This window comes from Rhizobium sp. G21, assembly GCF_014158035.1.
Lineage (GTDB): Bacteria > Pseudomonadota > Alphaproteobacteria > Rhizobiales > Rhizobiaceae > Rhizobium_E.
Genome location: NZ_JACFXW010000001.1, coordinates 2,773,148 through 2,794,663, shown reverse-complemented (window position 1 = coordinate 2,794,663; position 21,516 = coordinate 2,773,148). Strand labels below are relative to the sequence as shown.

Genomic DNA, 21,516 nt, shown 5'->3' with positions numbered 1-21,516 from the left:
GACGACGGCGGGCTTGATTGCGCGCCGCGCCGGTCGCTCTTTCTCTTTCGGTTCAGCTCTCATGAATGTCGTCGCCATGCTCAACACACCGACGGTCCGGCTGAAGGGAATCTCGAAATCCTTTCCCGGCGTGCGCGCTCTTTCCAATGTCGATCTCGCGCTGCATCCCGGCCAGGTCACGGCGCTGATCGGCGAAAACGGCGCCGGCAAATCGACGCTGGTCAAGGTGATGACCGGCATCTACCAGCCCGACGACGGCGCCATCGAGATCAACGGCATGCCGACTGAACTGCCGAGCGCGTTTGCGGCGTTGAGGCAGGGCATCACCGCCATCCACCAGGAAACCGTGCTGTTCGACGAACTCTCGGTCGCCGAAAACATCTTTCTCGGACATGCGCCAAAGAACCGCTTCGGCCTGATCGACTGGAAGAAGATGTATGCCGAGGCCGAAACGCTGCTCGGCCGCGCCGGCGCGAGTTTCGATCCGCGCGTCAGGCTCCGCGATCTCTCCATCGCTTCAAGACATCTGGTCGCCATTGCGCGGGCGCTGTCGGTCGACGCGCGCGTGGTGATCATGGACGAGCCGACGGCGGCGCTGTCGCATAAGGAAATCCACGAGCTCTATGAGCTGGTCGAGCGTCTCAAGGCCGACGGCAAGGCGATCCTGTTCATCACTCACAAATTCGACGAGATCTTCAAGATCGCCGACCGCTACACCGTCTTTCGCGACGGCCAGATGGTCGGCGAAGGGCTGATCCGCGACGCGAGCCAGGACCAGCTGGTCAGGATGATGGTGGGCCGCGACATCGGCCAGGTCTTTCCCAAGAAGACGGTCGAACCAGGCCCTTCGGTGCTGACGGTGGCCGGCTATTGTCATCCGACCGAATTCGACGGCATCGGCTTTGAACTCAGGCGCGGCGAGATCCTCGGCTTTTACGGGCTGGTCGGCGCCGGCCGTTCGGAATTCATGCAGTCTCTGATCGGCGTGACCAAACCATCCAAGGGCGCGATCCGCATCGATGGCGATGTCGCCGTGATCCGCAGCCCCGACGAGGCGATCGCCAAGGGGATCGTCTATGTGCCGGAGGAGCGCGGCCGCCAGGGCGCGATCACCGCCATGCCGATCTTCGAGAATGTGACGCTGCCGTCCTTGTCGCGCACCTCGCGGCGCGGCTTCCTGCGGCTCGCCGAAGAGTTCAAGCTGGCGCGCGACTACACCCAGCGGCTCGATCTGCGCGCCGCCTCGCTCGACCAGCCCGTCGGCACGCTGTCGGGCGGCAACCAGCAGAAAGTGGTCATCGCCAAATGGCTGGCCACCAAACCCAAAGTCATCATTCTCGACGAACCCACCAAGGGCATCGACATCGGCTCCAAGGCCGCCGTGCATGAATTCATGAGCGAGCTGGCCGCCGAAGGCCTGTCGGTGATCATGGTGTCTTCGGAGATTCCTGAAATTCTCGGCATGGCCGACCGGGTGATCGTGATGCGCGAAGGCCGCATCGTCGGCGAATACGCCCGTGAGGGACTGACCGCCGAAGCCCTGGTGCGCGCCGCCGCCGGCATTGGAGACGCGGCATGATCAAATTGCTCCGCCAGCGCGAAATTCAGCTGATGATCGCCATCGCCGCGCTCACGCTGCTGATCGCCGCCCGCTTTCCCTCCTTCATCTCGCCGGCGAGCCTCGGCAATGTCTATGCCGACACCTCGATCCTGATCATCCTGGCGCTCGGCCAGATGGCGGTGATCCTGACCAGATGCGTGGATCTCTCCACAGCCGCGACGCTGGCGCTGACCGGCATGGTCGCGGCCATGCTCAACAACGCCTTTCCCGGCCTGCCGATCCCGGTGATCGTGCTGATCGCGATTGCGCTCGGCGCAGCGCTCGGCGCGGTCAACGGCCTCCTGGTCTGGAAACTCGACATGCCGCCGATCGTCGTGACCCTGGGCACCATGACCGTCTATCGCGGCGTCATCTTCCTCCTGACCAACGGCAAATGGATCAATGCGCATGAGATGACCGACGCCTTCAAGGCGCTGCCGCGCGACCATCTGTTCGGCCTGTCGCTGCTCAGCCTGTCGTCGCTCGTCGTCATCGCCATCATAACGGTTATGCTCGGCCGCACCACCACCGGCCGCGCCTTCTATGCGGTGGGCGGCAACGCCAATGCCGCCATCTATGCCGGCATCGATCCCGGCCGCACCCGCTTCATCGCCTTCATCGTCGCGGGCGCGCTGTCGGGGCTGGCAGGCTATCTCTGGATCGCGCGCTATGCGGTCGCCTATGTCGATATCGCGCTCGGCTTCGAACTCGACGTCGTGGCGGCCTGCGTGATCGGCGGCGTCTCGATCGCCGGCGGCATCGGCTCGGTCGCGGGCGCGGTGCTCGGCGCGCTGTTTCTCGGCGTGATCAAGAATGCGCTGCCGGTCATCAACATCTCGCCCTTCTGGCAATTGGCGATCTCCGGCGCCGTGATCATCCTCGCCGTCGCCTTCAACGCCCGCGCCGAACGCAAGAAGGGGCGCGTCATCCTAAAAGCGCGGAGGTCGTCGCATGAGCACTGCTGCCGAAACCATGACGCCACGGACTATTCCCGACCGGCTGAGAACGCCGGGGCAACGAGCGGTCAGGAGCTGGGAAAGCCTGTTGTTCGCCGTGATGGCGGCGATCTTCATCGTCAATTCCTTCGCCTCGCCCTATTTCCTCGATCCCTGGAACCTGTCGGACGCCACCTTCAACTTCACCGAAAAGGCGATCGTGGCGCTGGCGCTGGCGCTGGTGATCATTTCCGGCGAAATCGACCTGTCTGTCGCCTCGATCATCGCGGTCGCCTCGACGCTGATGGGCGCAGCGCTCAAGGCGGGCGCCGGTCCCTATGAACTCGTGGCGGTGGGACTGGCCGCCGGCCTGGTCTGCGGCATGATCAACGGCTATCTGGTCACCGGCCTCGGCCTGCCCTCGATCGTGGTGACCATCGGCACGATGAGCCTGTTTCGCGGCGTCTCCTTCATCATTCTCGGCGACAAGGCCTATACCGGCTATCCTGAAGAATTCTCCTGGTTCGGCCAGGGCTATGTCTGGTGGGTGTTCTCCTTCGAGCTCGTGCTGTTCGTCGGCCTCGCCATCCTCTTCCATGTCCTGTTGCACCGGACGAGTTTTCGCCGCACCGTCTTTGCGATCGGCAACAACCAGACGGCGGCGATGTTTTCGGGCGTGAAGGTGAACCGTGTGAAATTCATCCTGTTCGCGCTGACCGGGCTGATGGCGGGCCTCGCCGCCGTCTGCCTGACCGCCCGGCTCGGCTCGACGCGGCCGTCGATCGCCACCGGCCTCGAACTCGAAGCCATCACCATGGTGGTGCTCGGCGGGATCAACATCAATGGCGGCTCGGGCTCGATCCTCGGCGTGGTGTTGGCCGCGGTGATCATGGGGCTGGTGACATTCGGCCTCGGCCTGCTCAATGTGCCGGGCATCGTGATGTCGATCTTCATCGGCCTGATGCTGATCCTGGTGATCGCCATGCCGACGCTGATCGCTCGGCTCGGCCGGCGCCGCGCCAAAGCCTGAGGTCAGCCATGCGGTATATCGCGGTCATCGACATCGGCAAGACCAACGCCAAACTGGCGCTGTTCGATCTCGTGGAAGGCAGGGAAAGCGATGTCAGGCGCGCGCCCAACCGGGTGATCGACGAGCCCCCTACCCGCATCACGACATCGACGGGCTCTGGCGCTTCATCAAGGAAGCGCTGACTGAGCTCGCGCGGAACCATCGGATCGATGCGATCTCGATCAGCGCCCATGGCGCCTCGATCATCCTTCTGGATGACAAGGGCGACCTCGCGCTGCCGATGCTGGATTACGAGCATCACGGCGTCGACGAGACGGCGGCGGACTATGACGCGATCCGCCCCGGCTTCGACGAGACCGGTTCGCCCCGGCTGGCGGCGGGGCTGAATGTCGGCGCGCAGCTTTATTGGCAGCAGACGCGCTATCCGGAAGACTTCGCACGGGTGGCGACGATCATCCCCTATCCGCAATACTGGGCTTTCAGGCTCACCGGCCAACGCGTCAGCGAAATGACCTCGCTCGGTGCCCATACCGATCTCTGGAATCCGCATGCGCGCGATTATTCCTCGCTGGTCGAGAAAATGGACTGGCGCCTGATGATGCCGCCGATGAGCGACGCCTTCGAGCCGGTGGGCGGATTGACGCGCGAGACCGCCGCCGAGCTGGGGCTCGCCGAGGGTCTGCCGGTGTTTGGCGGCCTGCATGATTCCAACGCCTCGCTGCTGACCCATCTCAAGGCGCGGGCCGCGCCCTTCTCGGTGGTGTCGACCGGAACCTGGGTGATCTGCTTTGCGATCGGCGGACGAAAGATTGAGCTCGACCCCGCGCGCGACACGCTGATGAATGTCAACGCCTATGGCGACCCGGTCCCCTCCTCCCGCTTCATGGGCGGCCGGGCGTTCGCTGCGCTGGAGGCGGATCCGCAGGCGAAGGTGGGGGACGACGACAAGCGCGCCGTGCTCGACGGCGGCTTGATGTTCCTGCCCTCCAAGCCGATGGACACCGGCCCCTTCATCGGCCGCAAGGGCGGCTGGACGCATCCGGTCGAGGCGCTCACGCCCGGAGCCCGGCTCTATGCGGCCTCGCTCTATCTCGGCCTGATGACCGGCGTCTGCCTGGAGCTGATCGGCGCGGACGGGCCGAGCATCGTCGAGGGCCCGTTTGCCGCCAACGCCGATTATCTCGACATGCTCGGCGCGGCGACGGGCCGTGCGGTGGAAACCGGCGGCGCCGGCGCGACCGGCACCAGCGCCGGCGCCGCAGCGCTCGCGCTCGGTCGCGCCGGTCGGATGAAGGCGGCAGGCAAGACGGCGCCCGCCCCCGACCCGCGCCTTGTCGAATACGCCCGCCGCTGGCGCGAAACCGTGGACAAGCATGAGGGTTAACGCCCGCCGAACACCCATGGTTAATGCTCGATTAACTCTCTGCCGCTAAAGTTCGAGCAATCTGGCCGCGTTTCTCAGCGGCCGTGAACGGCATTTGCGAACGCGGCGAGTCGACATCCATGGCGAGAAGCATCCCGGCGGACTACGAAAACCGCTCCCTGCGCTTTATCCTGACCTCCTTCCTCTGGCGACAGACCAAGGCGGTGTCGGGCTTCGCGCTGCTCGGCCTTCTCGGCCTGGCCGTCACCGCGCTGTCGACCTGGGACGTGCTGGACCCCAGCTATTCCAACGCCACGTCCCGCGAGCCGACCAATCTGCTCGGCTCCGGCGGCGCCTATTTCGCCGACATGATGATGCAGTTCTTCGGCCTGGCCTCGGTGATGGCGCTGCTGCCCGTTTTCGCCTGGGCGCTGATGATGATCCTCAATGTGCCGGTCTACCGGTTGATCAAGCGCGGCGCGGCCTGGTTCGCCGGCTCTGTGCTGGCGGCGGGGGCCCTGTCGTGCTTCCAGGCGCCGGCGACATGGCCGATTCCCAACGGGCTCGGCGGCGTGTTCGGCGACATGATCCTGAAATTTCCCGGCCTGTTCATCGGCGCCTATCCGCAAGGCGCCCTCGCCGCCGTGATCGGAACGATCTGCGCCGCGCCCGCTTTCGGCCTGCTCGCCTTCGCCGCCAATCTGATCGTCACCGAAGAGCCGGAAGAAAACGAGGAAGACGAAGCCCGCGCCGTGATGCCGATCCGGCATGCCCGCGCGTCGCAACAGGCGAGCCTGATCGAGGAAGACGACGAGCGCGAAAGCGCCTTCGCCTTCATCCGCGGCTATGCGGCGCATGCGATGTTTTCGCTCAAGGCGCGGATGCGCCGGATGGCCGGCAAGCAGGGACGCCCGCAATCGCGCCGCGACATCGAGCATCCCTTCGATCTCAACGACGAGGAATTCGGCCTGCAATCGGCGGGCGGACGGGTGGAGCCGGATCTCAGCGAAGACAAGCGCCCCTATCTCCGCCGCATCATCTCTTCGCCGCCGCTCGACGCCGGTTACGATGACGACGAGGAAGAGGACGACGACGCGCTGGAGCTCGACCGCCACCGTCCCGCCGGCCTGCTGGCGGACGACGAGGACGACGACGACGGCGACTGGACTGTGAAGGCCGAACCGCGCGGCGCCCGCCGCCCGGCGCCGATACAGCCAGCCCCGCAGCCGCAAGCCGCCCGTGCGCCGCAGCCGCGCATGGCCGCGCGCTCCATCCAGCCCGCGCCCCGCACCGACAACGGCTTCGACCTGCCGCCGATCGGTCTGCTCGCAGAGCCGAAGAACGTGGCGCGCGACGCGACGCTGTCGACCGACGCTCTGGAGCAGAACGCCCGCATTCTCGAAGGCGTGCTCGACGATTTCGGCGTCAAGGGCAACATCATCCATGTCCGCCCCGGCCCGGTGGTGACGCTTTATGAACTCGAGCCGGCGCCGGGGATCAAATCCTCCCGCGTCATCGGGCTGGCCGACGACATCGCCCGCTCGATGAGCGCCATCGCCGCCCGCGTCGCCGTCGTGCCCGGCCGCAACGCCATCGGCATCGAACTGCCGAACCGCAACAGAGAGATGGTCTATCTTCGCGAAATGTTCGCCTCGCGCGATTTCGACGGCTCCAAGGCCAAGCTCGGCGTCGCGCTCGGCAAGACGATCGGCGGCGAACCCGTGATCGCCGATCTCGCCAAGATGCCGCATCTGCTCGTCGCCGGCACCACCGGCTCGGGCAAGTCGGTGGCCATCAACACCATGATCCTGTCGCTGCTCTACAAGATGACGCCGGAACAGTGCCGCCTGATCATGATCGATCCCAAGATGCTCGAACTGTCCGTCTATGACGGCATTCCGCATCTGCTCTCGCCCGTCGTCACCGATCCGAAGAAGGCCGTCGTGGCGCTGAAATGGACGGTGCGCGAAATGGAAGAGCGCTACAAGAAGATGTCCAAGATCGGCGTTCGCAATATCGACGGCTTCAACGCCCGCGTGACCCAGGCGCACGAAAAGGCGAGCAGATCACCCGCACGGTGCAGACCGGCTTCGACCGCCAGACCGGCGAGGCGATCTATGAGAGTGAGGAATTCGACCTCAAGCCGCTGCCCTATATCGTGGTGATCATCGACGAAATGGCCGACCTGATGATGGTGGCCGGCAAGGATATCGAGGGCGCCGTGCAGCGGCTGGCCCAGATGGCCCGCGCCGCCGGCATCCATGTCATCATGGCCACCCAGCGTCCTTCCGTCGACGTGATCACCGGCACGATCAAGGCCAACTTCCCCACTCGCATCTCCTTCCAGGTGACGTCGAAGATCGACAGCCGCACCATTTTGGGCGAACAGGGCGCCGAACAGCTGCTCGGCATGGGCGACATGCTCTATATGGCCGGCGGCGGACGCATTCAGCGCGTTCACGGCCCCTTCGTCTCCGACGGCGAGGTCGAGGATGTGGTCGCCTTCCTGAAGACTCAAGGGTCGCCGCAATATCTCGACGCCATCACCGAAGACGAGGACGAGGATGGCGAGGGCGGCCATGGACCCGCCGGAACCGGCAATATGGCGGAATCGGACGATCCCTACGACCAGGCGGTGGCCGTGGTGTTGCGCGACGGCAAGGCCTCGACGTCCTATATCCAGCGTCGCCTGGGAATCGGCTACAACCGCGCCGCCTCGATCATCGAACGAATGGAGAAGGAGGGCATCGTCGGACCCGCCAACCATGCCGGCAAGCGCGAGATCCTCGTGCCCACCGAGGACGACGTCCTCGCACGCTAGGCGCTTTTTCGCATCCTGTGCGGAACGCCTTGAAGGCGCCGCACTTTCTATGGAGAAAAGGCCAAAAAGGAGACCAGAATGACGCGCAAGACGCTTCAAACGCCGCTCAAGACCGCCAGCCGCCGCTCCGTGCTGGCGAGCCTGGGCTTTACGGCTTTGCTGGCTTTGTCGCCTGTCGATTTCGCCGCCGCCCAATCCAAGTCGGTCGCGCAAACCATCGCCGACCACTTTTCCTCGGTGAAGACCATGGGGGTGAATTCGTGCAGTTCGGCCCGCGCGGCGAGCAGACCGGCGGCAAGTTCTTTCTCGAACGGCCCGGCAAGATCCGCTTCAATTATGAGAACCCCTCGCCGATGCGGGTGATCTCCGACGGCCGCAACGTGGCGATCGGCAATGTCAAATTGAAGACCTGGGATCTCTATCCGCTGTCGAAGACACCGCTCGCTTTGCTGCTCGACAACAAGATCGACCTGACCGGAAAGATGGTGCGCGGCGTCAAGGAAGAGCCCGATCTCATCACCATCAAGCTCGGCGACCGCTCTCTCTTCGCCGACTCGACCATCACCATGATGTTCGATCCCAAGACCTATGACCTCCGGCAGTGGACCATCACCGACAATCAGGGCAAGGACACGTCCGTGATGATCTTCAATGTGCAGACGGGCCTGTCCTTCGACGATCGCGTGTTCCGCATGCCGCCGGAAATCCTCGCCAAGCAACGTTGAACGCCTTCTTACTTGATGTGACGAAGCATATCGCGTCGACGGCCTGAAAATCGATTGGGATTTTCGGGCCGTTCGTTTAGTGTCCGGCCAAAACAAACGGACGAATCTTTATGACGCTGACGCTTGCCACCTGGAACATCAATTCCGTCCGACTGAGACTGCCGATCGTCGAGAAACTGCTCGACGAGAAGAATCCCGACATTCTCTGCCTTCAGGAAACCAAATGCGCCAATGAGCTGTTTCCCGCCGAGGCCTTTAACGCCCGTGGCTATCGACATCAGGCGATCAATGGCCAGAAGGGCTATCACGGCGTCGCCATTATCTCCAAACTGCCGCTGTCGGAGATCGATCGCCGCGACCACGGCAATGTCGGCCATGCGCGCCATGTCTCGGCGCTGTTCGAGGCGGGCGGCAAACGCATCCGGCTGCATAATTTCTACGTGCCGGCCGGCGGCGACGAACCGGATGCAGTGAAAAATCCGAAATTCGCCCACAAACTCGACTATATCGAGGAGATGAAGGGGATGAGGGCCGATGGCGAGCCCGGCGTCTCCAGCATTCTCGTCGGCGACCTCAACATCGCGCCGCTCGAACACGACGTCTGGTCGCACAAGCAGATGCTGAAGATCGTCAGCCACACGCCGGTGGAGACCGAAGGCCTGCTCGACGTGATCGCTCGGGGCGGCTGGGTGGACCTGATGCGCCGGCATATGCCCGAACCCGCCAAGCTCTACACCTGGTGGAGCTACCGCGCCGCCGACTGGGCCGCCTCCGACCGTGGCCGCCGGCTCGACCATGTCTGGTCGTCCCCCGACCTCGCTCCGCACCTGACCGGCGTCGAGATCCTGCGCGACGCCCGCGGCTGGGACAAGCCGTCGGATCATGTGCCGGTCATTGCAAATCTGACATTCTGAGGAGAGCGACGCCATGTTGACAGGCCGCGCGGACGAATTGGTTGATGGGAAGCTGGTTGGCTGGGCGTTCAACGAGGATAACCCGGACGAGCATCTCGTCATCCGGGTCATGTACGGCCAGCAGGTGGTCGGCAGCGGCGTCGCCAATATCGAGCGCGTCGATCTGGTCGACGCGGAGATCGGCAAGGGCGATCACGCGTTTCATGTCGTGCTCGCGCCGCATATCACCTCTTTGGACGGCTTGATGGTGATTGCGCAATCGGTCCGCTCGGGGAGGCGCCTTTGCCGATCGCGTCGAGCGACGATCGCAAGATCGATACGCTGTTGCATGCCTTCGGAGAGCAGTATGACGCGGCGATCCAGCAGTTGAAGGAGGAGATCGACTCGCTGTCGGAGCAGGTCGCGGAGCAGATCGAAGCGCATCAGGCCCGTCCTGCGGCTTCTGTAGATCTGCCGGATAATGTCGCCGACCGACTGATCGCCATCGAAAGCCGGCTGGACGCCACGGAAGTGTTCATCATGCGCATCGACGAGTCGCTGCGCAAGCTGACGGCTGAGATGAGCCCGAAGAAGCGCAAGCGTCTGTTCGGCATTTTCTGACGGTCGTTTCGTCTCGAGCGCGCCTTTGGACGAAGCGTGAAGACCGGGAGAATTGCCGCCCCAGATGACTGCCAACAAGGCGATCGCCATGAAGATCCTGTTCATCCATCACTATTTTCCGGGGCAGTTCGCGCGGATCGCGCGCGATTACGTGGCCCGCGGCCATGATGTGATCGCGCTTCATCGCGGACTGAAGGACGGGCGGAGCAATCCGCCGGTCGACGGCGTGCGGATGGTCGAATATGGGCAGGAGGTCGAGGTCGATCGCCCCGAACATCATTCTTTGTTCGAAACCGAACAATATATCCGGGAATCGGCGAGCGTCGTCAAACGGGCGCTCATGCTTCGAGACGATGGCTGGATCCCCGACATCGTCTATGGCCATACGGGCTGGGGCACCGGCGCATTCGTGCAGGATGTGTTTCCCGACGCCAAATATGTCAAATATTGCGAGTGGTTCTACAACAACAACGCCGAGAGCACGGAGTTTCTGGAGGGCGATCGCGGCTACGTGAACCGCTTCCTGACCAGCCTTCTCAATATGCCGATCTTGTCGGATCTGATGCGGGCGGACCTGATGATATCGCCGACGGAGTGGCAGAGGTCGCAATTCCCGGCAGCGATCCGATCGGCGATCCAGGTGCTCCCCGACGGCGTCGACACCGACCTTCTCAAGCCCGATCCCGATGCGACCTACACGACGCCAGCCGGCCGGACGTTCCGACATGGCGACCGCGTCGTCACTTATGTGGCGCGGGGATCCGATCCATTTCGCGGCTTCAAGCCGTTCATCGGCGCTCTAGAAAAGCTTCAGAAACGGGATCGGCGGGTCGAGGCGATCGTGGTGGGCGACCGCACGGTCTATTACGGCTCGGGGCACGACACGGAAGCGCATTTCGACGAGGTGATGGCCGAGGCCGATCTCGATATGGCGCGCGCGCATTTCGTCGGCTCCCTGCCCTATGACAGTTATCGGCGGGTGCTGCAGGTTTCGGCCGCGCATATCTACCTGACCGTGCCTTTCGTGCTGTCCTGGTCGGCGCTCGAAGCGCTGTCGACGGGCTGCGCCTTCATCGGCTCGAACACGGCGCCGGTGCGCGAATTCGTCACCGACGGGGAGAACGGGTTTCTGGCGGATTTCTTCGATCCCTCGGCGATCGCCGAGGCGCGGCGCTGCGGGCGCTGGACGGCGGTGACGGCGTCGACCGTATGCGCCGCAAAGCGCGCGAGACGATCCTCGCGCGGTGGGATGCCGACCATGCCTTGAATCGTCACAGGGCGGCGGTCGACAGCCTGTTTTCGGTGGAAGCGCCGTCGCGATAAAGCGCCAGATGCGCGTGGAGAAGATCCGCCGGTCCGGGGAGGCGGCGCGGTGCGACCGAAACGGCTTCGGTCCCGCGGTCGAGAAACGCCCGCAGCGCCGCAGCGAGCGAGGCGACGTCGGACCTGCGGGCCAACCTGCCGGCCTGATGCCGGGCGAGAATTTCCGCGGCGCCGCCGTGGGGATAGGCGATGATCTCTCTGGCGTGGTGCAAAGCTTCATAGACCACCAGCGGCGCGTTTTCCCACCAGATGGACGGGAAGACCACGCAATCGACATCCGCCATCAGCATGGGCAGGTCCTCGGGACGATAGGCGCCGAAGAACCGGACGTCACCCTTGATCTCGGCCAACGCCGCGTCGAGCCGCGCCTGGAAGTCAGGATCCTTGTAGAGCTGGGATCCATGCACGTGCAGGCGGAAGCCTGTCACGCCGGCGGCCTTGAGCATGGCCAGCGCCTCGAGCAGATGATCGAGCCCCTTGATCGCCGAGACATTGCCGAAATAGCCGAACACCGTCGTCCCACCCTTCGCCTCCGGCGAGTCCGGGACGTCCGCCGAACCGAGATAGCCGTTTTCGATGAACGTCACCGGCTGGGCGAGATCGAAGACGCCTTCGATCTTGTCCTTGAGAAACATCGACGGCGACACCAGCGCGTCGCAGACCGACAGCGCCGCGGCGACATCGATTTGCCGAAGCTTCAGTCGCTCTGGGCTGATCGACGGCAGACATTTGCGACATTGGATCAGGCTCGGCCCGTCGCATCGGGTCTGGTCATGATGCTTGAAGAGCTGGCCGTTGTTGGCGCAGATCAAATAGTAATCGTGCAGCGTCAGGACGATCCGGGCGGTCGGGAGCCGCCGTCGCGCCGCGAACAGCGCCTCGAGGCCGAAATTGATGACGTGGTGAAAATGGACGACATCGGGCTGGAGAGCTTCCAGATAATCGCCGAACTCACGCAGGAAGCCGAAGTGATCGGGCTGTGCGAGCATGAAATAATCGAAACTGTCGGTGAACAACGCCGCTTCCCGCTGATCGTCGCTCAGCGCCATCATATGCGTTCCCGGGTGCGGGACGGCGAGATCCTTGTCGAGCGCACCGAGGAACCAGCTGTCCAACCCCTCGGCGAGCGCCTGCCGATGCAGCGACATCGCAACCGCCTCGGTGCCGCCCGCCGGAAAGAGCGGGTGATTGTGGGCGATCTGGAGGATACGGAGCGTTTGGGCGCTCATGCGTCGGCTCCCAGCGTTTCGAGGACATCGTTCCAGCGATGCGTGTGCAAAAGGCGGTTGTAGACGCTTTCCGGCCTTTCGGACGGACCTTCCGCTCCGATCGACTGCCGTTCGAAATGGAAGAGTTCGGCTCGTGGAACGCAGACCATCTCACCGCCTCGCGCGGTGAGCGACAGGCAGAGATCACTGTCTTCGAAGTCGCCGCCGATATAATCGGTGGAAAAGCCGCCGACGGCGAGGAAGTCGCTCTTTCGGATCACCAGGCATGCGCCGGTAAGCGCATCGACGCGCCGCTCGACCAGCGTTGGCGGGAAATAACGCGCAAAGCCTTTCCAATCGTGAAAATTACGCCAAAGGCCGTCGGAAAATCGTTTGAAACGCATGCCCACATGCTGGATCGACCCGTCTGCATACAGAAGTTTCGGTCCGACCGCCGAATAGGCCGGCATAGGCTCCAATTTGTCTCGCAGCAGGTCCAGCCAGCCCGCTTTATCGGGCACGACATCGGAATTCATCAGGACGAGCGTTTCGCCCTCGGCGATGGAAGCGGCGATATTGTTGGCTTGCGCATAGCCGCCGTTCTGCTTGAGCGTCACCACTCTGAGGTCGAGATCGTAAACGAAAGCCGCGCCTTCGATCAGGGCGGCCACCCTATCGGCGAGCGGGGGATCGTCGACGACGAAGATGATCTCGGCCGATTGCGCCAGCTCCGCGTCTCGGGCGAAAGCCATCAATTGCGACCGCATAAAGGAGAGGTCGCGATAAAGCGGAATCAGCAGCGATGCTTTTCGTGAAGACCGTCGCCCGAAATCCAAGATATCCAGCACCTCCTGCCGCTCGAGCAGCGTCTGCTGCAACGGCGCGAGCGCCGGATGATAAACATGGTCGAACAGGGCGCGCGCATTCCTGCCTTGCTTGGCCAGAACGCTTAGCGCCGCCGCGCGCTGGGTCGAGAGATCGCGCGCGAACAATGCCGGGCTGACGAACACGGCGCCGCCATTTTTGAGACCAAGTCGCAATGTGACGGCCTGACAGGCGGGCGCGCCGTCTTTCCGACCGACGAAGACCGAGACATGTTTACCCTCACGTTCGGCGCCGAAAATCTTTTCCGACCCGGATGTGAGGAGCCATTGATCCGACAGAACCGGATCCGCGAGTGAATAATCGATGGCGACGACGTCCTCGATCTGCTCTTCCGGATCAAAACACCAGCCGGCGATCAGAAGCCCATGCGGCATCGACACGCACGCCTCCAGCGTGAAAGCCAGACTCGCGCCCCAATCCGTCGCCTGGCCGCTCCTGGTCGTGCGGCCGCGATGAAGATCGATCTCGCCGGCAAGAGTCTCGTCCGCAGCCTGGAGCAAAGCGAGTTTATCGAGATCGCCGTTCGGCCAAGGCTCCGTCTGCGCTGGAAAATCCGGATAAACTTGTGTCTTGACCGTGGCGTCGAACAGTTCCCTCGACCCGATCAACAAGTAGCGGCCTTCCGCAAAAGACCGGCGTCGTTGAATGGCGGCGATGCGCTTGTCGGACTGTGGCGCGGACAAACGTCGTTCCGGCGCGCCGAGCCGCAGAATTTCCAAGCCGTCATCGACGGCAATCAGGAGAGCTCCGTCTTCAACGTCAAGCCGCCCCGGCAAAGACACGATCCCGTAATCCTGCTCGCCGAAGACATCGAGGGCGAGCGTGGCTTTCCGCAATTCACCGGCGAGAAGGCCTTCGAAGAGCGCCTTGAAGCATGGGTCGCGGTCGAGCTGCAGCATTGGTCCGGCAAATCCGAAAACGGATCTCAACAGGCTCGCCGTTTCATGGTCGGCGAGACCGATCAACGCGGAAAATTTTCGAAAATCGGCACAGAGGCGGATAGCGGATCCGTGATCGTCTTGCAGCGGCGAGCGAAGAACTGCGGCGGTGAACGCGCAAGCTCCTGCCCTGAGCTCGAGAAGGCGTTCGGACAGTGTTTCCAGCACGGGTGTCAAAGCACCTGCGCTCGGGAAGAGCAGGACACGCTCCCCGATGCGCATCACCTCGGCAGGCGCATTGGTCCCGGGGTCGGCGGAGGCCTTATTGCTCACGGAAAGCCTTGTTGAAACCGCGCATCAGTGGACCGGTGAGATAGGCGATCGCGGTTCTCGTCCCGTTGACGATGTACATGTCCGCGTTCATGCCGGGATAGAGAAACAGGTTAGGTTGCTTCGCCATCGATTCCTTGTCGATGACCGCTTGCACCACATAGACGGTCTCGCTGGTTTTCTCGTCGACGATACTGTCCGGCGCGATATACGTGATACGTCCCACCAGAGGATGCGTCTCGGCTGCCCCGAACGCCGACAGCCGGATTTCGGTCTTGGCCCCGACCCGCAGCGAATCGATGTCGGAGGCTCGCGCCCGCCCTTCGACCAGCATCAGCTGATCGTCAGGAACGACATCGAGGATCGGCTGACCGCCAGGGACCGCGGAGCCCGGCGTTCTGACCTTGATATTGGCGACGATGCCGTCTTGGGGCGAACGGATCTCCGCTTTTGCGACGACGTCTTCCGCCGAGACAATTTCCTGGCGGATACGAGCGATCTCGGCCTGCGCTTCCTGGATCTGCTCGGAAATGATCTTGAAATACTCCATGCGGCGATTCGAGAGGCCGAGTTCAGCCTGCATTTCGCGCTGCACATTGTCGGCGAGATCGAAGTCGTTGTCCGAAAGCCGCGTCTTGAGATCCAGCATCTGGTACTGTTTCTCATTGGCGTTGGTGCGGGTCGCCAACTGGTTCTTTTGCAGCTTCTCCAGCGCCTTGAAATCAGCGGTGACGAAATCCAGCTGCTTCGCCAGCGCTTCCTTGCGGGCCAATAGAGCGACGCGCTGACTCTGAAGCTGCTGAACCATCGATCTGTCGGTGGCCAACTGATTGAGGAACTGATCGCGCCGTTCCTTGAACAGCTTCTGTTCGACGCTGATCATCTGGTCGATGACCGTTCGCTCCACGCCGGCCGGCAGCGCAGCGGAAAAGACGAAATCGTTCTTTTCGTCCTTCTCGCTCAACAGACGCTGCAGCTTGATGGTCTGGACGACCAGATCCTGCTTGAGGCGAACGAGTTGGGCGACGCTTCTCGTGACGTCGAGCCTGACCAGAAGGTCGCCCTGGCGCACATGTTGGCCATCATTCACCACGAGGGACTGCAGCGTGCCGCCTTCGAGATGGGTGATCGTCTTCGTCTTGCCCTCGACGATGATCTTGCCGGAGGCGGCGGATGCTTGCGCCATCTCGGCATAGCTGGCCCAGCCAAAAAATCCTCCGATTGCGATCAGCAGCGTCAGCCCGCCATAAACGATAGGGCCCCGCAGCGAAGATTTCTTGACGGATTCTTCCAGCACCACATCGTCCCAATCGCTGAGATTGGAGGCGGGTTGATGGCCGAGCACACGATATTCCGTCTTATCGATGGTGATGGAGGCTGACGACATCAGGCTTCTCCCGGCATGTTCGAATTGCTGATCTCGCGGCGACGCGATTCCGCCCGCGAGCGCGCATCCGGCGTGATCATGGCGATGACTTCCGTGCGCGGGCCAAACTGCGTCACCGCGCCGTTTTCGATCACGACCATCTTGTCGGTGGCCGCCATGACCGAAGGCCGATGCGCAATGATGACAACGATTGCGCCCCGGGCCTTGCAGGTTTGAATGGCGCGGATCAGAGCCTGCTCGCCGACGGAATCGAGGTTCGAATTCGGCTCGTCGAGAATAATGAGTTTTGGGTCGCCATAGAGGGCGCGGGCCAAGGCGAGCCGCTGCATCTGTCCGCCCGACATCAGATGGCCTGTCTCGGCCACGGGCGTGTCATAGCCGAACGGGAGCCGACCGATCAGTTCGTGAATGCCGGCGAGCTGCGCCGCGCGAATCACGTCTCTTGGGTCGCTGTCGCGCATCCGCGCGATCGTCTGGCGCACGGTCCCGTCGAGAAGAGAAAGGTTTTGCGGCAGATAACCGATCGCTCGACCGAAGGAGCCGCGCTCCCAGAGATAGGTGGAGTGACCATCGAGATAGACGCCGCCCATGCTGGGTTTGATGATCCCGGTCAAGCAGCGGGCCAAGGTGGATTTGCCCGCGCCCGACGGACCGACGATGCCAGAACTTCGCCCGGGGCTATCGAAAAAGAGATTCCGCGCAGAACGGGCGTGTCCCGCCCATCCGGCATATAGACGAGGTTGTCGATATCGAGATCGCCGTCGCCTGCCGGCGCCGGCATGGTCTGCCGCTCGTTCTCATAACCTTCGATCAGCAAGCGGATGCGACCCCAGGAATCGAAGGCGTTCACCCAGGAACGCCAGGATTCGATCATGTTGACGAACGGGCTGACGGCCTGCGACGTCATGATCATCGCAGGGAACAGCACCGAGTGGCCGACGGCGTTGGCGAGCGTGAGAAAGGCGCCGGTGGCGACCACGATCATGGTCAAGCTCTTCTGCAGGCTCTTGGTGATGGCGACGACGATCCGGTTGCGAACACTCGAGACATGTCCCATGTCGAGCATTTCTTCCTGCGATCGACGCCAGGTCCGCACCAGCGCAGGCAACATACCCATCGCTTCGATGACTTCGGCATGGCGAAGTGAATTCGCCACGTCCTGAAGATGTCGTTGCTGCGCCTTGCTTGCGTCCTGAATAGCCTGACGCGTCACCCGGTCGGTGATGAAATTGAGAAACAGCATCACCAGAATATAGATGATGGCGACCGCAAGATAGACGGGATGAAGAAAGTAGAGCGCGATCAGAAAAACGATCGACCAGAACGCATCGATCGGCGCAGAGATCGCGCCGCCCTGTATGAAGGCGCGTAATTCGGCGATGTCCTTGATGACCGCGCCGCCCTCTCCGGCGCCGCCCTGAATGGATCGGAGAACCCCGGCCTGCAGGGCGGGAAGATTGAGGCGACGCGCGAAGACATCCGCCATGACGGCGTAGGTCCAGCTTCGGATGAAGTCGAGGACGCCGAACAGAATCACGCCGAACACGCCGATGACGATGAGGCCATAAAGCGTTTCGTAGCTGCGTGACGGGATGACGCGTTCATACACCTGCATCATGAACAGCGGACCGATCAGCATCGTGAAGTTGATGAAGAAACTGACGAAGGCCGCATAGAGAAATCCGCGCAACATATTGCTTCGGACATAGTGAAACATCGACGCAGCGTCGGTCTTCGGATTCAAACTCTTCATAAACGCCTCAAAACCCTGTGCAGGTTCGACGAAGGCCGCATCATCGAAGTCCTGACGTTCTTTCTGCCATTCAACCGATGCCGGCCCGCAGGCGCGCCATCGGAATTCCCAACAGCCCTAGAACAGGGCCTCTCATCGATCGCGAAGCTGCCCCAAACCACGATGTGCGACGGGCAACCGCAAAGTTCATACCACAAAAGTTCCGTCTATGTGAGCATATTCGTCAAAGCGTTGCGCAGACGGCGACTTGCGACGATAAAAGCTTGTTCGTTCGCAAGAACATACTTCCGATCCCGTCTCTGTCTTCATAAAAGCGATAAAATTAAGCCTCAACGATCCCGTTTCTACTTTTTTCCGGAGCGGCGGCAGCAATGTCCAGGGATTGATGAAGCCTTCGCCGCCCATGCGATCGTCGACCTCTGCGATTTGCTGGATCATCACCGGGGCCAACTGACGATTGGTCAGCAGAGTCAGCAACAGGACACGGACGTTCTCCTTGAAGTCGTCCGAGAGAAGGTCATCGAGCGAGATATCTCCGCAGGCGCCCAGTTCACGACAAACGGCCTCTTGTCCAAGCGCCAGCAGGGGAAAGAGATGCTGCGATCTGCTCTTCGCCCCGAATTCGAAGCGGTATCCCGGCGCCGTGGCGGTCGGTGTGATGTCGTCGACCTGGCCATAGTCGGCGGACATCAGCACTTCGAAGATCAGCGTGCTGTCGAGAAAGGGATTGCCGTCGCCGAATCGCCCTTGCCGCTCGAACAGGGCTTTCCTGCGTCCATCGAAATTCGACTGCGGCGACGTCAGCGCGTCGGAACCGATACAGTAGAAACCGGCGCAGTTCCGGCCGGTGAGCCGGTGAAGAAGCTTTTGGATCGTGCCGCTATAGCCGACATCCGCGATCAATCCAGGTCCGTCAAAGTAGCCCGATTCTTTGAGATAAGCGGTATAGGCCTCGCGGCGGCCCTTGAGGAAATCACCGAGGCCCGGAGCATGGTTCGCCAGAATATGCGCCAACCAGTCGGCATCGGCGGGAAGCGACAACTGCCCGGCAGCGATGGCCGGGGAGACGCCGATCCGCTCCAATTGTCCGGACGTGATCGATAGTCGATCGCTGAAAAATCCCGATACCGAGCCATGATAGCTGAGACCTGCCGACAACTCGCCGATCGCATCCGAAAAGACCATTTTCATCAACAGCGTCCGAGACGCGATCAACGGCCGTGACCGCAGGGACAGGCCGCGCGCCTCGCAGAAAGCAGTGAAGGCGCGAGACAGAAACTGACCTTCCCGAGAGATGAAGAAGATGGTCGGTTGATCGCTTGTCTCGTCCGCGAGGGAAGACGCCTCGGTCGCCAAGGCCGCGAAATAAGCGTTGAGGAGAGGTGCCAGAGAAAAAACGAAGTAATTTTCGAGATCTTGCAAGCCGTCGTCAGTCAACATGGATCGGAACCTCGTGGTCATAAAATGGATCGCAGCCGACGGCTTCGGCGATCCTCAGCCAATGCGCCCTCAAGGCTCCGCTCATCTGCTCGAGGTCGATCCGGCGGTTGGTGCAAGCGCGAAACTTGTCGAGCGGATGCAGGACGGCATAGGTTCCCACACCGTGGTCGGTCGCGATCTGGACATCTGAGACGAGATTGTCGCCGAGGTGCAGGATCTGGTTCGACTCGACATTCATCGCGCGCGCGACATGACCCCATATGCGACCGGTGTCCTTTCGCGCTTGCAAAGCCGACGACACGAAGACCTCGTGCGCCGCATGAATGCCTGCTTTCGTGATCAGGCGCCCGATTTGTTCCCGGGTGTAATAGGAATCGCTGGTAAAGATGAGCCTCGTGCGCCGGCCGATCGTGTTGAGGGCGTCGACGATGGAGAGGCGAGGCTTTTGGTCGGCCAGATCAGCCTCGAATTCGGACTCAGAGAGCTCCGCCGGGTCTGGACTGCCGACGCCCAGAACAGCGACGAGCCGATGATAAATCTGCTCCAGTCCGACGTCGCCGACGAAATTCTGCTCCAGGCGGAGCTCCAGTTCGGTGCTGTTGCGGAGGGAAACAAAATCGTCGACGCTGCCGATCAGCCCGAGATCGACGAGACGTCGACCGACCGCGCGCTTGCCGACTTCGACATCCATGCTGCGCCGATAGACGATCGTGTCGAAGACGTCGCTCGAAACGACATCGGCGTGGGAGGCGAGGCGAATGAGGTTCGCCTTGTTTTCCTTCTTGTAAATCGCCAGTTCGTCGTAACGATCGAGCCCGTAGCGGTTCGACCACGGCTCGTAATAGAGCAGGTTCGAACCCGACGATCGGCAGATCGAGCCGACGCATCGCTCCAACGCATGCTGCGGCGCACCATCGGTCTGGCCGTGTTCCGCAGGAAAATCGGAATAACTCCAGGGATAGTCCAGCAAAGACTTCAGCGCAGACGGACGCATCCAGAACATACCTCCCATAGGATAGCTGTGAAAGCCGAATTCGGGCTCAAATCCCAGGCGCGCGGAGAGATCTCGAACCGATTGGCTGTTCTTCAGCGTATGATTTGCCCAGTGCGGGAGCTTGTGGAACGGCGTCAGGGCCAGCAGACCGATGGAGGGATCGTTCTGCATGAGTTGAAGATGACGATAGACGACGTGATGATCGCCCAGCAGGAACGTATGCGCATAACTTGCCCAACCCGCCTGTTCGCCGCCAGCATAGAGCGATTTTTTCGAATGCAGGTGAAGAACGTAATCGTATTCTTGCAAGTCTTCTCGAAAATCGACCAGCATCGGCCCGAAATTCCGACCACGATTTTCTCCGACACGGCATTCGACGAGACGAACATTCGGCAGGTCATAGAAGAGACGACTGGACTCTTCGATGTCCTCGAACGGCGTCGAGATCAACAGATCGAATTCGAAGCGGACATTGCTCAAGAGGTCGAAGAACCGCTTGAGGTAATCGCGGTAGAAGATGTGCAGATGGATGGCGATATGCGGGGAAGCGTCCGATTGCGCGGCATCGTCAGGCTCGGCATATTCGATGTCGTCCGGAATCCAGGAAAACTCGCGCCAGGCGTCGGCAATCCCGCGCTCCTCATCCTGGCCCTTTGACGCATAGTGCCAGAGCGGCGAATGCTCGGCGGCGATCACGTCCGGGTGTGAGCGCAGATATCCGATCGAATCGAATTTCGCCGAATATGAGCGGCCGTCATAGGCGGACCGGTTGAGAAAATGCGAGACGACTTCATCGTCGGAAATGCCGGCGCCGTACCGGGTTCGATAGTAGTTCGAGTTGATGTGCCCTGATGAAATCAGGCGCTTCAGGCCTTTTTTATTGACACGCAGAGTCATTGGACCGGGCTTTTCGGCTTCCGGATGGGCGACGATGCCGAATCCCTTCGCTTGACCCTCGCGGAGGTAATGCAGGATAGGCGACATTCCGCTCTCTTCCACCTCCGGATAGGCGTCCAGATAGGCCCGAACATTCATCTTGGCGGAATAGGAACGACCATCGCTGGACGAACGCCATTTGAAATGGTCAAGCACAGCATCATCCGAGAGCGCGAGATTGTAACGGCGGCGAAAAAAGGCGGGATCGATGAAGCCGCCTTGAAAGAGGGCGGAAATCTCCGAAGACGACAGAAAGAGATATCTGCGCGACTGGGCGCGGGCGTCCAGGAATGCGTTCCCGGTCTGCGCTGCGAGATCGTCGCCTTGGTCTTCACCCGCCATGCTGATTCACTCGCCTCCGCTTTCCTTGGGCACAAGCCGACGGAAATTTATA

The 21,516-nt window shown here is 61.8% G+C and carries 14 protein-coding genes and 4 pseudogenes; 10 read left to right on the top strand and 8 right to left on the bottom strand.

What is annotated here, in order from left to right:
- Positions 1–76: 76 nt before the first annotated feature.
- The 7 genes and pseudogenes from H2O14_RS14200 (at position 77) to H2O14_RS14165 (ending at position 9,388) form a co-directional block, all read left to right on the top strand.
- On the top strand, positions 77–1,579 hold the full coding sequence (locus tag H2O14_RS14200; protein ID WP_182828167.1) for a sugar ABC transporter ATP-binding protein: 1,503 nt from the start codon (positions 77–79) through the stop codon (positions 1,577–1,579).
- Positions 1,576–2,535: pseudogene (locus H2O14_RS14195) on the top strand (ABC transporter permease); the annotation flags it as partial. The gene H2O14_RS14200 and the pseudogene H2O14_RS14195, both read left to right, overlap by 4 nt.
- Before the next feature lie 16 nt (positions 2,536–2,551).
- Positions 2,552–3,565, top strand: coding sequence for an ABC transporter permease (locus tag H2O14_RS14190; RefSeq protein WP_182828166.1), 1,014 nt, complete (start codon positions 2,552–2,554; stop codon positions 3,563–3,565).
- Positions 3,566–3,573: 8 nt separating this feature from the next.
- A pseudogene (locus H2O14_RS14180) lies at positions 3,574–4,949 on the top strand (FGGY-family carbohydrate kinase).
- 119 nt (positions 4,950–5,068) lie between these two features.
- A pseudogene (locus tag H2O14_RS14175) lies at positions 5,069–7,749 on the top strand (DNA translocase FtsK 4TM domain-containing protein).
- Between the two features lie 78 nt (positions 7,750–7,827).
- A pseudogene (locus tag H2O14_RS14170) lies at positions 7,828–8,474 on the top strand (outer membrane lipoprotein carrier protein LolA).
- A 110-nt stretch (positions 8,475–8,584) separates the two neighbouring features.
- Complete coding sequence (locus tag H2O14_RS14165) at positions 8,585–9,388, top strand: exodeoxyribonuclease III (protein ID WP_182828164.1); 804 nt, start codon at positions 8,585–8,587, stop codon at positions 9,386–9,388.
- On the opposite strand, the gene H2O14_RS14160 is transcribed toward H2O14_RS14165, so the two are convergent.
- Positions 9,366–9,593 (bottom strand): hypothetical protein, encoded by a 228-nt coding sequence (locus tag H2O14_RS14160; protein ID WP_182828163.1) that lies wholly within the window; start codon positions 9,591–9,593, stop codon positions 9,366–9,368. The genes H2O14_RS14165 and H2O14_RS14160 overlap by 23 nt on opposite strands.
- Positions 9,594–9,670: 77 nt before the next feature.
- Here H2O14_RS14160 and H2O14_RS14155 point away from each other — a divergent pair, with 77 nt between their 5' ends.
- Together H2O14_RS14155 and H2O14_RS14150 are read left to right on the top strand one after the other, a co-directional pair.
- Positions 9,671–9,988 carry a hypothetical protein gene (locus H2O14_RS14155; protein WP_182828162.1) on the top strand — a complete coding sequence of 106 codons (318 nt, stop codon included), beginning with the start codon at positions 9,671–9,673 and terminating at the stop codon, positions 9,986–9,988.
- A gap of 64 nt (positions 9,989–10,052) precedes the next feature.
- Complete coding sequence (locus tag H2O14_RS14150; protein WP_182828161.1) at positions 10,053–11,255, top strand: glycosyltransferase; 1,203 nt, start codon at positions 10,053–10,055, stop codon at positions 11,253–11,255.
- 4 nt (positions 11,256–11,259) lie between these two features.
- Here H2O14_RS14150 and H2O14_RS14145 read toward each other — a convergent pair whose 3' ends face one another.
- Together H2O14_RS14145 and H2O14_RS14140 are read right to left on the bottom strand one after the other, a co-directional pair.
- Positions 11,260–12,540 carry a glycosyltransferase gene (locus H2O14_RS14145; protein WP_182828160.1) on the bottom strand — a complete coding sequence of 427 codons (1,281 nt, stop codon included), beginning with the start codon at positions 12,538–12,540 and terminating at the stop codon, positions 11,260–11,262.
- Entirely contained in the window at positions 12,537–13,778 is a 1,242-nt protein-coding gene (locus H2O14_RS14140) for a glycosyltransferase family 2 protein (protein ID WP_246697604.1), read from the bottom strand. Before H2O14_RS14140 ends, H2O14_RS14145 begins: the two co-directional genes overlap by 4 nt.
- A gap of 78 nt (positions 13,779–13,856) precedes the next feature.
- Between H2O14_RS14140 and H2O14_RS14135 the strand changes: the two genes are divergently transcribed.
- Positions 13,857–14,630, top strand: a complete 774-nt coding sequence (locus tag H2O14_RS14135; RefSeq protein WP_182828158.1) for a hypothetical protein — start codon at positions 13,857–13,859, stop codon at positions 14,628–14,630.
- On the opposite strand, the gene H2O14_RS14130 is transcribed toward H2O14_RS14135, so the two are convergent.
- The 5 genes from H2O14_RS14130 to H2O14_RS14110 form a co-directional block, all read right to left on the bottom strand.
- On the bottom strand, positions 14,605–15,999 hold the full coding sequence (locus H2O14_RS14130) for an HlyD family type I secretion periplasmic adaptor subunit (protein ID WP_182828157.1): 1,395 nt from the start codon (positions 15,997–15,999) through the stop codon (positions 14,605–14,607). The two genes, H2O14_RS14135 and H2O14_RS14130, sit on opposite strands and share 26 nt — an antisense overlap.
- Positions 15,999–16,625, bottom strand: a complete 627-nt coding sequence (locus H2O14_RS14125; protein WP_246697392.1) for an ATP-binding cassette domain-containing protein — start codon at positions 16,623–16,625, stop codon at positions 15,999–16,001. The genes H2O14_RS14130 and H2O14_RS14125 overlap by 1 nt, the downstream gene beginning before the upstream one ends.
- A complete protein-coding gene (locus H2O14_RS14120; RefSeq protein ID WP_182828156.1) occupies positions 16,610–17,752 on the bottom strand; it encodes an ABC transporter transmembrane domain-containing protein in 1,143 nt (380 codons plus the stop codon). The genes H2O14_RS14125 and H2O14_RS14120 overlap by 16 nt, the downstream gene beginning before the upstream one ends.
- Before the next feature lie 186 nt (positions 17,753–17,938).
- Positions 17,939–19,192 (bottom strand): hypothetical protein, encoded by a 1,254-nt coding sequence (locus tag H2O14_RS14115; protein ID WP_182828155.1) that lies wholly within the window; start codon positions 19,190–19,192, stop codon positions 17,939–17,941.
- Positions 19,182–21,464, bottom strand: a complete 2,283-nt coding sequence (locus H2O14_RS14110) for a rhamnan synthesis F family protein (protein WP_182828154.1) — start codon at positions 21,462–21,464, stop codon at positions 19,182–19,184. Before H2O14_RS14110 ends, H2O14_RS14115 begins: the two co-directional genes overlap by 11 nt.
- Between the last annotated feature and the right edge of the window lie 52 nt (positions 21,465–21,516).

What these genes read in the sequence shown, in the direction of transcription:
- H2O14_RS14200 (WP_182828167.1), top strand. Translation starts at nt 77, where the DNA reads ATGCTCAACACACCGACGGTCCGGCTGAAGGGAATCTCGAAATCCTTT.
- H2O14_RS14190 (WP_182828166.1), top strand. Translation starts at nt 2,552, where the DNA reads ATGAGCACTGCTGCCGAAACCATGACGCCACGGACTATTCCCGACCGG.
- H2O14_RS14165 (WP_182828164.1), top strand. Translation starts at nt 8,585, where the DNA reads ATGACGCTGACGCTTGCCACCTGGAACATCAATTCCGTCCGACTGAGA.
- H2O14_RS14160 (WP_182828163.1), bottom strand. Translation starts at nt 9,593, where the DNA reads ATGAAACGCGTGATCGCCCTTGCCGATCTCCGCGTCGACCAGATCGAC.
- H2O14_RS14150 (WP_182828161.1), top strand. Translation starts at nt 10,053, where the DNA reads ATGACTGCCAACAAGGCGATCGCCATGAAGATCCTGTTCATCCATCAC.
- H2O14_RS14145 (WP_182828160.1), bottom strand. Translation starts at nt 12,540, where the DNA reads ATGAGCGCCCAAACGCTCCGTATCCTCCAGATCGCCCACAATCACCCG.
- H2O14_RS14140 (WP_246697604.1), bottom strand. Translation starts at nt 13,778, where the DNA reads ATGCCGCATGGGCTTCTGATCGCCGGCTGGTGTTTTGATCCGGAAGAG.
- H2O14_RS14135 (WP_182828158.1), top strand. Translation starts at nt 13,857, where the DNA reads ATGAAGATCGATCTCGCCGGCAAGAGTCTCGTCCGCAGCCTGGAGCAA.
- H2O14_RS14130 (WP_182828157.1), bottom strand. Translation starts at nt 15,999, where the DNA reads ATGTCGTCAGCCTCCATCACCATCGATAAGACGGAATATCGTGTGCTC.
- H2O14_RS14120 (WP_182828156.1), bottom strand. Translation starts at nt 17,752, where the DNA reads ATGAAGAGTTTGAATCCGAAGACCGACGCTGCGTCGATGTTTCACTAT.
- H2O14_RS14115 (WP_182828155.1), bottom strand. Translation starts at nt 19,192, where the DNA reads ATGTTGACTGACGACGGCTTGCAAGATCTCGAAAATTACTTCGTTTTT.
- H2O14_RS14110 (WP_182828154.1), bottom strand. Translation starts at nt 21,464, where the DNA reads ATGGCGGGTGAAGACCAAGGCGACGATCTCGCAGCGCAGACCGGGAAC.